The sequence below is a fragment of the Paraburkholderia tagetis genome (assembly GCF_022213065.1).
In the GTDB taxonomy this organism is placed as follows: Bacteria; Pseudomonadota; Gammaproteobacteria; order Burkholderiales; family Burkholderiaceae; genus Paraburkholderia; species Paraburkholderia tagetis.
Genome location: NZ_JAKLJA010000028.1, coordinates 95,095 through 107,008, shown reverse-complemented (window position 1 = coordinate 107,008; position 11,914 = coordinate 95,095). Strand labels below are relative to the sequence as shown.

At 64.2% G+C, this 11,914-nt stretch carries 9 protein-coding genes; 6 read left to right on the top strand and 3 right to left on the bottom strand.

Going from position 1 to position 11,914, the window contains the following annotated elements:
- Positions 1–227: 227 nt before the first annotated feature.
- Positions 228–2,318, bottom strand: coding sequence for a TonB-dependent siderophore receptor (locus tag L5014_RS26650; RefSeq protein ID WP_238466795.1), 2,091 nt, complete (start codon positions 2,316–2,318; stop codon positions 228–230).
- Between the two features lie 559 nt (positions 2,319–2,877).
- On the opposite strand from L5014_RS26650, the gene L5014_RS26645 reads away from it, so the two are divergent.
- The 6 genes from L5014_RS26645 to L5014_RS26620 all read left to right on the top strand — a co-directional run bounded on the left by L5014_RS26645 (position 2,878) and on the right by L5014_RS26620 (position 10,250).
- Positions 2,878–4,236, top strand: coding sequence for a lysine N(6)-hydroxylase/L-ornithine N(5)-oxygenase family protein (locus L5014_RS26645; protein ID WP_238466794.1), 1,359 nt, complete (start codon positions 2,878–2,880; stop codon positions 4,234–4,236).
- Positions 4,233–5,570, top strand: coding sequence for an MFS transporter (locus L5014_RS26640; RefSeq protein WP_238466793.1), 1,338 nt, complete (start codon positions 4,233–4,235; stop codon positions 5,568–5,570). The genes L5014_RS26645 and L5014_RS26640 overlap by 4 nt, the downstream gene beginning before the upstream one ends.
- On the top strand, positions 5,560–6,204 hold the full coding sequence (locus tag L5014_RS26635; RefSeq protein WP_238466792.1) for a GNAT family N-acetyltransferase: 645 nt from the start codon (positions 5,560–5,562) through the stop codon (positions 6,202–6,204). The genes L5014_RS26640 and L5014_RS26635 overlap by 11 nt, the downstream gene beginning before the upstream one ends.
- A 14-nt stretch (positions 6,205–6,218) precedes the next feature.
- Positions 6,219–8,150 (top strand): IucA/IucC family protein, encoded by a 1,932-nt coding sequence (locus L5014_RS26630; protein ID WP_420800142.1) that lies wholly within the window; start codon positions 6,219–6,221, stop codon positions 8,148–8,150.
- A gap of 2 nt (positions 8,151–8,152) precedes the next feature.
- Entirely contained in the window at positions 8,153–8,956 is an 804-nt protein-coding gene (locus L5014_RS26625; protein ID WP_238466791.1) for a siderophore ferric iron reductase, read from the top strand.
- A 61-nt stretch (positions 8,957–9,017) separates the two neighbouring features.
- The gene (locus tag L5014_RS26620; protein ID WP_238466790.1) at positions 9,018–10,250 is read left to right on the top strand and encodes an aromatic ring-hydroxylating oxygenase subunit alpha; all 1,233 of its coding nucleotides are present in this window, start codon (positions 9,018–9,020) and stop codon (positions 10,248–10,250) included.
- A gap of 96 nt (positions 10,251–10,346) precedes the next feature.
- On the opposite strand, the gene L5014_RS26615 is transcribed toward L5014_RS26620, so the two are convergent.
- A complete protein-coding gene (locus L5014_RS26615) occupies positions 10,347–11,474 on the bottom strand; it encodes an MBL fold metallo-hydrolase (protein WP_238466789.1) in 1,128 nt (375 codons plus the stop codon).
- A 104-nt stretch (positions 11,475–11,578) separates the two neighbouring features.
- A complete protein-coding gene (locus L5014_RS26610; protein ID WP_238466788.1) occupies positions 11,579–11,914 on the bottom strand; it encodes a Rieske (2Fe-2S) protein in 336 nt (111 codons plus the stop codon).

The window sequence follows — 11,914 nt, the reverse complement described above, 5'->3', positions numbered from 1 at the left end:
CATCGAGCTCTGGTTCGCGCATCACCGCCTCACGACACTTGACCTGAAGACAGCAAAAACCTGAACATCATGTGTCAACGATGTCCCCGTACATGTGTCAACCATGTCTCCAGTCTGTACACGGCTGCAAAGAAAAGTAGGTGCCGCCCCGCACAGGGGCACCGCTAATAGACCGACACGAACACAAGGAAACGCGAAAAAAAAATCCAAGCGCTCAGCGCCCTCCCTCAAAAATCAATCTTCGCGTTCACGCTAACAGTACGCGGATCCCCCGGAGCGATGTAATTATCGTACTGGAACATCCAGTACCGCCGATTCGCGAGGTTATCGATGGCAGCGCGCAGCGTCACATCGTGCCCCCCGATGCGCGTCATATAGTTCGCGCCCACGTTCACGAGCATATAGCCGCCCGTCTCCAGGTTGCCTGCGGGACGCACTTCCGTATTGCCCGTGTACTTCGCGTCAGCGCCCACACGCAGGCCCGGCACGAACGGTACGTCATAACTCACGCGCGCCGCCGCAACGAACTGCGGCGCGCCAGCCACGCGCTTGCCGTTGTACTGCTGCCCCTTCGCGTACCACGTATCGAGCAGCATGACGTCGCCCGCGACCAGCCAGTTGCGGCCAAGACGCACGCTGCCGCCCGCTTCGATGCCTTCGTAAATCGAATCGCCGTCCTGCGTGAGCACGTTCTGGTCGTTCGCGTAACTCGCGCCGCGCTCGATGCGGAACAGCGCCGCATTCGCGCTCCAGCGTGCGTGCTCGCTCTTGATGCCCACCTCGTATTGACGCGAGCGCAGCGGGCGCAGCACCGATCCGCCATTTGCATAGATATCCGAAACGATCTGACCGGGCTCCAGCGACTCCACATAGCTCGCGTAGAGCGTGGTCCGCGGCTCGAGTTTGTACATGAGCGCGAAGGTCGGCGTAAAGACACCGTTCTGTCCATACGACGAAGTGGTCGCGCCCGATTCAGCAAAGGATTCCTGATCGTAATTCGTGTAGCGCACGCCCGCGAGCAGCGACCAGCGACTCGTCAACTCGACGGTATCGCTCACGAAAAGCGATTTCTGATTGATCTCGCTCGCGCGGTACTTCTGCAAGCCGCTGCCCGAGTAGTAGCGAAACGGGTTGGGCTCGTAGAGATTGCCTTCGCCGAGCGTCTTGATCACCGTGCCCGCCGCCGTGCCGTAATCATTGGTCTGATGCTGGACCGCCGCGCCGAACACCAGTTGGTGCGTGAGCGGCCCGGTCTTTACCTTGCCTTCGAAAGTGCCTTGCCAGTAGATGTCCTGATGGCCTTCGTCGCCGTTCCAGCGGTTATCGGCGTAGTTGCCAGCCTGGTCGAGCAGCGTGAGCGTGCTTTCGTTGCGGTCGCGCGTCGACTTGCTGTAGCTCGCCGACGTGTTGAAGGTCCAGTCGGGCGAGATCTGATATTTGACGCCGGCCGTGTAGAGCTGCAGGTTGGTGTTCAGATGCTGGTCGGTGCCGGCGAGCCAGTTGGTGCCGCCGCTGATCGTCGCGGGCAGGCTCGCGGCCGTGTAGCTGCCGGTGTAGATGGCTGGCATCTGTCCGCTCGAACGGCTTTGCTGATAGATCGCGTTGAAGTAGACCTGGAGGTCGCGCGTGAGCTGCCCGTCGAGCGCGAGCGCCAGCGAGTTGCGGTTGATGTCGCCCGCGTTGTAGGTCTTGCCCGCTTCATGCGTGTAGTTGATGCGCGCGCCGAACATGCCATCCGGACCGAAGCGCCGGCTCAAATCGACGTGCTGGGTGAGCACGCCGTCCATGCGATAGCCGAGGTCGAAGCTCGTAACCGGGTCCTTGTCCGGCTTCTTCGTGACGTAATTGACCACGCCGCCCGGCTGCGCGAAGCCGTACATGAAGCCGCCGAGTCCCTTGAGCAACTCGACGCGTTCGAGGTTCTCGTAGGGCATCGTGATGCCATACGAGATGAATGGATTGCCGTCGATGCGAAAGCCGTTCTGCCAGTCGATCGGCAGGCCGCGAATCGTGATGTAGGTCGCCCACGCGCTATAGGCGTTGCTGTTGTCGGTGACCGAGGCGTCGCCGGCAAACACGTCGCCGAGCTTGTTCGCCTGGCGGTCCGCGAGGTCCTCGCCCGTGACCACGGTGGTCGAGAACGGCGTGTCGAGCTGCGAGCGCGTACCGAGCGCGCCGTTCGACACCGGCGTTTCCAGGTGCAGCGGCGAGTCGGTCTCGGCGGCGGCGCTCACTTTCACGGCGGGCAGCGCTTGCTTGGCTGCGGACTGGGCAAAGGCGGACTGGGCCGCGGCGGCAAACGTCAGCCAGGCGGCCATCCGCACTGGACGATGGAGCCTGCGCCCTGTACGGCGTGTCGTTCGTTGATTGTTCATATTGGCCAGAGTTGGGGCGCTTTCCCCAAGGAGCGTGCGCCGTTGAATATAAATGCGACTCATTCGCATTACATATCGGGCGGCATATTAGCAAAGCCTTTTGTCTTTTGAAAGCCTCTGGCAGAAATTCGTCAGGACGCCTTGCGCGGTACTGCGCCAATCTCCCCATCGCCTACAGGGTTTTTCGTATGAAGATTTTCAGATAAAAAGCGCCCCAAGCGGTCCGCTTTGCGCGCGCCGCGCGCCCATCGGTCGATCCCCCTCGCGTGCCGATGCGCTCGGGCTTTCCCGATCTAATGCGCTCACGCGGCCTGATGCATGTTGGGTCAGTGAATTATTCGGGATCCTTAGCATGATGCGTTTTCCCCTTGCCATGCCCGATCGAGTTTCCTATGATTCGCAAACACGAATCGTTCTCATTTACCACCCTTCCCGTCTTCGTCCATCGATGAGGTGTCTCAACATGGTTTTGTCCGGCTCCAGTCGAAACTCAATTCTTAGCATGCCTAACCTCAAATCGAATCCCGATTCCGGCGTGCTCGACTTCATCGCCATCGGCCTCGGGCCGTTCAATCTGAGCCTCGCGTGTCTTGCCGAGCCGATTCGCGATCTGCGCGGCCTGTTCCTCGAACGCAACGAGGATTTCGACTGGCATCCCGGCATGCTGATCGACGACACCACGCTCCAGAATCCGTTTCTCGCGGACCTCGTGAGTCTCGCCGACCCCAAGAGCCCGTTCAGCTTTCTCAACTATTGCAAGCAGGAAGGCAAGCTGTACGCGTACTACATTCGCGAGCGCTTCTATTTGAGCCGCGCCGAATACAACCGCTATTGCAAATGGGCGATCGGCCAGCTTTCGAGCATCGCGTTCGGCTCGCTGGTGGAACGCGTGGAATACGTGGAGGGCGACGGCGGCGCCGGCCATTACGTGGTGAGCGGACGCCACGTGCGCAGCGGTGCGCCGTTTGCGCACCGTGCCACACGCCTCGTGATCGGTGTGGGATCGGTGCCGCAGTTGCCGCCGTGCTGCGAAGCGGTGCGCGAGCATTGCATTCATAGCGCGCACTATGTGGCGCGCAAGCGCGAATTGCAGAGCAAACGCTCGATCGCCGTGATCGGCAGCGGCCAGAGCGCCGCCGAAATTTTCCATGACCTGCTCAAGGAAAGCGACGAGCACGACTATTCGCTCACGTGGATCACGCGCTCGCCGCGCTTCTTCCAGATGGAGAACACCAAGCTCACGCTGGAGATGATCTCGCCCGACTACATCGACTACTTCTACAACCTGCCTGGCAACGTGCGCGAGAGCATCATCGCGAGGCAGGACAGCCTCTACAAAGGTGTGAACGCCTCGCTCATCAACCAGATCTACGACCTGCTCGACGACCGGCGCAGCCGGGGCAACCTGCGTGCGCGGCTCATCGCCAATTCGGAGCTGACCGGCTGCCACTACGACCGTGCCGGCGAGCGCTTCCAGTTGCGCTTCGCGCAGCGCGACGAAGGCGTGCAATTCGCGCACACCACCGACGGCGCGATCTTCGCGACCGGCTACGGCCAGAACGTCCCGGGTTTCATCGACGGCATTCGCGAGCGCATCCGCTGGGACGACAAGGGCCGCTACCGGCTCTCGCGCAACTACGCGATCGACGTGAACGAGCGCGACATCTTCGTGCAGAACGCCGGACTGTACAGCCACGGGCTCACCAATCCCGATCTGGGCATGAGCTGCTATCGCAACTCCTGCATCCTGCGCGAGTTGACCGGCGTGGAGCACTACAAGATCGAGCGGCGCATCGCACTACAGGACTTCTCGGTGCCCGATACGGAAGCGTTCGTGAAGGCGCCGCTGGAGACACGATGAATCTGCGCAACACCATCATTCTGATGACGACCTTCGCAGTCGTCAGCGACGCGATCCTGATCCCGTTCTATCCACAGTTCTTCGCCGCGCGCTACGGCGTGACGAGCCCCGTGCACGCGGGCGCATACGTGGCGTGCATCTCCATCGTCGTGATGCTCACGCTGCCCGTCTGGGCGCGCATTGCCAGGCGACTGGATGCCATGCATTTGCTCGTCTACACGCAATGCGCGGCGGGCGTGCTCTCGGTCGCGAGCTATTTCGCAGCCACGGTGCCGCTCTTCTGGGTGCTCTCGCTCGCGATGTTCATGTGCAAAAGCAGCTATCTGCTGATGTACCCGTACATGATGCGACTCGAAGCGAAGGCGTCGCACGCGCATACCATCGGCGTGCTGTCCGTGGTGGTGCACTTCGGCGCGATTGCGGGCGCGGTGGCGGGCGGCCTCGTCATGCAAGTGTGGGACGCGCATCACTGTATCTTCGCGATGGCCGCGGGCGACTTCGTGCAGATGGTGATCTGCATGTGGCTGATCCGGACGCATCACATCGCGCGGCGCTGCCGCTTTCTGACCGACGCCAGCGACGCGGGCGACGAAGCCGTTGGTGCCGATCGTGCCGATCATGCCGATGGAGCGAAGGCGCAGGCGATCCGCTCGGGCCTGCGCGAACGCATGCCGATCCTGCGGCTCGCACTGCTCATGCTCGCGTTCGACTTCTGCGTGTATCTGATCCGGCCGTTCATGTCGTCGTACTGGCAAGACGTGACCGGCTCGTCTAGCGAGCTTGCCTCGGGACTCGTCTTCGCGATTCCCGGCATGGTCGCGCTCGCCGCGCTGCGCATCAACAAGCGCCTTGCCGCGCGCGGCAAGGGCCTGCCCAACCAGATGAGCGCGAACCTGCTGCTGTGCACCGCAGGCATGCTGCTGCAAGGCGTGGAGACGCCGCTCGCGATCGTCGCGGGCCGGATCATGTTCGGCTGGGCGCTCTTCCAGATCGTCGTGAGACTCGACGTGACGATGTTCGCGCTCAGCACGCCGGCCTCGTATGCCGCCGATTACAGCGTCGTCAACTTCTTCCAGAACCTGGGCGTGCTGCTCGCCTCCTTCGCGGCTGGCGCAATCGTCGATGCAACGGGACTGCGCGCGCCGTTCCTCATCGCCTCGGCGGGCCTCGTGCTCACGGCGTTGCTAAGCGTCTGGCTGCTCGACCGTCCGCGCGCCGCTGATGTGTCCGCTGCATCCGATACATCCAATCTGTCCGATGCAGAGCACCAGACCGTCACAGGCCCCCTTTCCAGCGATCTAACCGACTCAGGAGTCACCGTCCGTGCGAACTGAAATCGTTGCCGAAGAAATCGCGCTGCATCACGCGCCGCCGCGCGCCGCGAGCTGCGCGTCCACCATCACCCGTGCGCGCGACGAGACGCGGGCCGCCAGCCCGCACGGCTTCCAGATTCGCCCGCTCGAACCCGAGCGCGACGCGCCCGCGCTCCACCGCTGGTTCGTCGAAGAGCGCGCGGCCTTCTGGAACATGCGCGACAAGAGCGTGGACGAAGTGGCCGCGTTCTATCGAGCCATCGAAGACTCGGGCCACGCGCAAGCCTGGCTCGGCCTGCGCCACGGCACGCCCGCCTTCCTCTTCGAGAGCTACGACCCGGCCCACGACGAAGCCGGCGAGCACTACACGGTGCGCGCGGGCGACCTCGGCATGCACCTCTTCGTGGGGCCGACCGCGACGCCCGTGCCCGGCTACACGCGCCATGTGTTCCGCACGCTCATGGCATTCCTGTTCGAGCGCCTGAACGCCGAGCGCATCGTGGTGGAGCCCGACGCGCGCAATACGCGCATTCATGCACTCAATCGCGCGATGGGCTTCGTCTACGACAAGGACGTGCCGTTCCGCGAAAAAACCGCTTCGCTCGCGTTCTGCACGCGGGCGGATTTTTACGCTGCCATTCAACAGGACTTCTAAAAGGACGCCACATCATGACTCAACACCTCGCCCAACCGTCGATGCAACACACGCTGCTCGCGCCGCATGAAGCCAGCGCGCACCTCACGCCCGAAGTCTGGTGCGAAGCGAACCGCATGCTGGTGCGCAAGGCCATCGCGGAGTACGCGCATGAACTGATCGTCGAGCCGCTACGAACCGGCGACGCTATGGGCGAAGGCTACGCAAGCTACGAACTGGAATCCGACGACGGCACCCGAAGCTATACCTTCGAAGCCCGGCTGCTCGCGCTACGCCACTGGAGCATCCGGCCGGAGACGATCGTCTGCACCCAGGACGGCGCCGCGCAGCCGCTCGACGCGCTCGCGTTCATTCTCGACGTGAAAGCGCGCCTTGGCATCAAGGAAGCAATGCTGCCGATCTATCTCGACGAAATCAGCAGCACACTCTATGGCGCCGCTTATAAAACCGTGAAAGCCGGCCCCGACACGCCCGAGCTGCTCAGCGCCGACTTCCAGGCCGGCTTCCAGGCTATCGAGACCGCGATGAGCGAAGGGCACCCCGGCTTTGTCGCCAACAACGGACGGCTCGGCTTCGACGCGGGCGACTATCGCGCATACGCCCCCGAAGCCGCATCGACCATCCAGGTGATATGGCTCGCGGTGCACAAGGACAACGCCGCGTTCCATTGCGCCGAAGACCTCGACTACGCACGGCTCATGGACGAAGAACTCGGCGCGCAAGCCATCGCCCGCTTCCGGGCCACCGTGGCGTCGCGCGGCTGCGATTTCGACGACTACCGTCTGATGCCCGCGCACCCGTGGCAGTGGTTCAACAAGCTCTCCATCGCATTCGCCGCCTACGTGGCGACGAACCGCATCATCTGCCTCGGTTACGGCGACGACCGCTATCTCGCCCAACAGTCGATCCGCACGTTCTTCAACGTCTCGGACCGCTCGAAACGCTACGTGAAGACCTCGCTCTCGATCCTCAACATGGGCTTCATGCGCGGGCTTTCGCCCTATTACATGTCGGGCACGCCTGCCATCAACGACTTCATCAAAAGCATGATCGCGAACGACCCGTATCTGCAAAGCAAGGGCTTCACGATCCTGCGCGAAGTGGCGTCGATGGGCTTTCGCAACCGCTATTACGAAGCCGCCGTGCAGGCGGATACGCCCTACAAGAAAATGCTCTCCGCGCTGTGGCGCGAAAACCCGCTCGCACTCGCCGGCGACGGCCAGCGCCTCATGACCATGGCCGCGCTGCTGCATACGGACCGCCATGGCCGCGCGTTGCTGCCCGCGCTCATCGAGGCGTCCGGGCTGGGTGCCGAGCGCTGGCTCGAACGCTACCTGGACGCGTATCTCGCGCCGCTCGTGCATTGCTTCTACGCGCACGACCTCGTCTTCATGCCGCACGGCGAAAACCTCATTCTCGTGCTCGAGAATCACGTGCCGGTACGCGCGATCATGAAAGATATCGCCGAAGAATCTGCAATCCTCAATAAAGACGCAAAGCTGCCGGAGAACGTGAAGCGCCTTGCCGTGGATGTGCCCGAGAACGTCAAGTTGCTGGCGATCTTTATCGACGTATTCGATGGTTTCTTCCGCTACGTGAACCAGATTCTCGTCGAGCACGGCTGCTGTAGCGAAGACGTATTCTGGAACGCCGTGGCGCGCAGCGTCGCGCGCTATCAGGCCGAGCATCCCGAGCTTGCGCAGAAGTTCGCCGAGTACGACCTGTTCGCGCCCGAGTTCCTGCACTCGTGCCTGAATCGCCTGCAATTGGGCAACAACGTGCAGATGGTCAATCTCGCCGACCCTGCGGGCAACCTGAAGATGGCGGGCAATCTGCGCAATCCCCTTGCGGGGCGACGCGATGCGCAACGGGCGTTGCTCGCGACCGGCGAGCGCGCTGCCGTGGCCACCGTAGCGACGGCCGCCATGGCAACGGTAGCAGCATGAGCATGGCGGCGAACCGCACACTGGCGGACATGCTGCGGCTCGCTGCTCATCTCGTGCCGGGCTTGCGCGGCGTGGTGTCCGCGCCAGCGCTCGCCCGGCCCCCCGCTAGCGGACAAGACCCGCTTCACGTGTGTCCCGCGCCGCATGCGTGCGAAAGCAACCGCGCCGCGCTCGACGCTCTGCTCGCGCACTGGTCGCGGGCCTGCCCCGAGGCGGGACGCGCCTACTGGGCGGCGCGCTGCTGGGGCATCCTGATCTGGCAGCCCGTGTATCTGAGCGTGATCGGCGTGCATGCCGCGCGGCGCGCGCTCTCGCTCGCGTCCTTCGCGCAGCCCATTGCCGAAGGCTGGACGCGCGAGGTCCGTCTGCACGACCACGCGCCCGCAGTGGGCGACACCGGCACGCTGATCGCACTCGCCGCGTGCGAGATTGCCGCGAGCTGCGCGCAGATCCACGACGACCTCGCAGCGGTGATCCGCGTGAATCCGGTCACCGCGCGCGGGACACAAGCCGACGTGGTGCTGGCCGCGCTGCTCGCGGCCAGCAAGGCGAGGCCCGAGTGGCGCCATGCCGATATCGAAGCGACAGGCCGCCAATGGCTGGCCGCACTCGATATCGACGGTTGCGGCGGCTACTTCGCGTTCGAACGCAGCGACGGTTCGCGCGCGCTCGCACTCGAACGCCGGACCTGCTGCTACCACTACCGCCGCCGCGATGGCGAAATGTGCAGCACGTGTCCGCGGCTCGCGAAACAGGAACGCGTAGTGCGACTGAATGCGCAACGGGACGCCACGCTGGAGGCGTGAGCACGCCGGCGCGCTGCACGGCGCGGTGCGGCGTCCGCGTCCAACCGAAAGGAATCGATCGATGAACGACATCAGCAACCTGACGCATCTCGCCCCGCCGCCCGATGCGACAGCGAGCCCATTGCAGCTACCCGCCAGCGCCTATTTCGACGAGGCGCTATTCGAGCGCGAGATGGCGCACATCTTTGCGCAATCGGCGCTTTACGTGGGCCACCAGCAGTGGGTGCCGGAACCCGGCGACTGGCGCCGTCTGCCGCAGGACGAAGGCGGCCGCGTGCTGGTGCGCGATGCGTGCGGCGCCAAAGGCGTGCAACTGCTCTCCAACGTATGCCGCCACCGGCAGGCACTAATGCTGGGCGGCCTGGATGGAAATTGCGGAAGCAACGGCCGCCACAGCAACAACGGCAACGGCGGCAACAGCGGCAACGCCGTTCACGCACCACACACACGCGGCAACCTCGCGGCGACGGGCGGCAATATCGTCTGCCCGCTGCACCGCTGGACCTACGATGCGCGCGGCGAATTGATCGGTGCGCCCGAGTTCGAGCGCAAGCCCTGCCGCAATCTCGAACGCTTCGCGTTGCGCCATTGTCATGGACTCCTCTACGAAGGGCCGCGCGAGCCGGCGCGCGACATGGCCAGCGTGTTCGCGCGGCCCGAGTTCGATTTTTCCGGCTACGTGCTCGACCACGTGGAAACGCATACGTGCCGCTACAACTGGAAGACCTTCATCGAGGTCTATCTGGAGGACTATCACGTCGCGCCCTTTCACCCCGGGCTCGGAGGCTTCGTGACCTGCGAGGATCTCGACTGGGAGTTCGCGGATACCTACAGCATGCAGCGCGTGGGCGTGAACGCTGCGCTGGCGCAGCCGGGCTCGAACGTGTACCGCGCGTGGCACGACCGCCTGCTCGAATATCGCGGCGGCGCCGCGCCCGACTTCGGCGCCATCTGGCTCGCGTACTTTCCGACCCAGATGATCGAACTGTATCCGCACGTGCTCGTGATTTCGACGCTCTATCCGAAGGGGCCGCAAGAAACGCTCAACGTGATCGAGTTCCACTACCCCGAGGAGATCGCGGCCTTCGAGCGCGAGTTCATCGAGGCCCAGCGCGCCGCCTATCTGGAAACGATGATCGAAGACGACGAGATTGCCGAACGCATGGACGCGGGACGCCTGCGGCTCGCCCGGCGCGGCGTGAGCGACGCCGGGCCGTATCAGTCGCCGCTCGAGGACGGCATGCGCCATTTCCATGCGTGGTACCGGCGCGCGCTCGCGGGGACCGCGCTTTAATGCTCGCTTAGGTCTGTGCCCGCATTGTCAATGCGGGACTCCCTCCGGGAGTCGTTGTCGACAAAAACGGACACCCGCGACGGAACCGATAACCCCTCATGGCTTCACCCCACCCGCCTCCCTGCACAGCCAACCGCGCGCCCGTCCGCCCGTCGCCTCGTTCTCACCCGCCGCTTCGCGCCACCAGCGTTCACCTCGCTGCGGCTCCCCTAAATCGAACCGCTCGCCCATGCGCGGAGTCGCCAGCGCCACGCCCCGCGCGAGCGACAGCCCCGTCACGCGCTCGAACGGCTCCTGCCAGCGGTGCATCGCCAGGTCGAAGGTGCCGTTGTGGATCGGCACGAGCCAGCGGCCACGCAAGTCGAGGTGCGCCTGCACCGTTTCTTCGGGCTGCATATGCACATACGGCCACTGCGCGTCGTAAGCGCCGGTCTCGATCAACGTGACGTCGAACGGTCCAAGGCGCTCGCCAATCTCGCGGAAGCCCTCGAAATAACCCGTATCGCCGCTGAAGAACACACGCAGATCGCCCTCGGCGATCACCCACGAGGCCCACAGCGTACTGTTGCCGTCGAACAGGCTGCGCCCCGAAAAGTGCTGCGCGGGCGTGGCCGTGAACGTGATGCCCGCCACGTCCGCGCTCTGCCACCAGTCGAGCTGGCGCACCTTCGCTGCGTCGATGCCCCATTCGATCAGCCGGTCGCCCACGCCCAGCGGCGTGAGAAACACACTCGTGGTGGCGTCGAGCGCGAGCACGGTCTCGCGGTCGAGGTGGTCGTAGTGATCGTGCGAGAGGATCACTCCGCGCAGCGGCGGCAAGTCCGCGAGCGCGATGGGCGGCGCGTGAAAACGCTTCGGGCCCATGCGCTTGAACGGCGAGGCGCGTTCGCCGAACACGGGGTCGGTGAGCCAGTATTCGCCGCGCAGTTTGAGCAGCAGCGTCGAATGGCCGAGCCGGTAGAGACTGCGCTCGGGCGCGGCATCGAGATCGGCCCGGCTCAGCGCGTCGACGGGCAGCGCGCCCGCCGGCGCCGTGCCCCGCGGCTTCCTGAACAGCACGTTCCAGGCGATGCCAAGGGTCTTCGCGAGCCCCTCCTCCGGACGCGGACGCACGTTGCGAAAGCGCATGCCGTCGTGCTGCGGCGAGCCGTCCGACATCACGCGCGAACGGCGCGCGGCGGCGAATCCGAGCATGCGGCCAAGGAAATCAGGGATCGATGCCATGGAGTCTTCCCACAAAAGTAGACTCCGCAGTGTAGTTTATTTTTGAGAGAAGTAAACTAACCGGTGTAAATATCGTCCCGCCAGATCGCTGGACGAGCGCGCGATCACCCCGCCGCGCCCGCCCACACATCGGTCCCGACGACGTGCACCGGCACGGGCGTCAACGCGGCGCCTTCGCACGGTCCCTCGATGCAGCGGCCGTCCTCGAATGCGAACAGCGCGCTGTGATGCGCGCACATGAGCACGGTCGATCGATACGTACAGACCTCGCCCGGTTCGAAATCGAGCCGCACCGAGAAGTGCGGGCAGCGATTGACGTAGGCCCACACCGATGCGCCGCGCCGCACGACAACGACCGCACCGTCGCCAGGCGAGCCGTCGACGACACATGCGCCACCATCAGGCACCGCGTCGACACAGCACAGGAATCGATCGTTCAT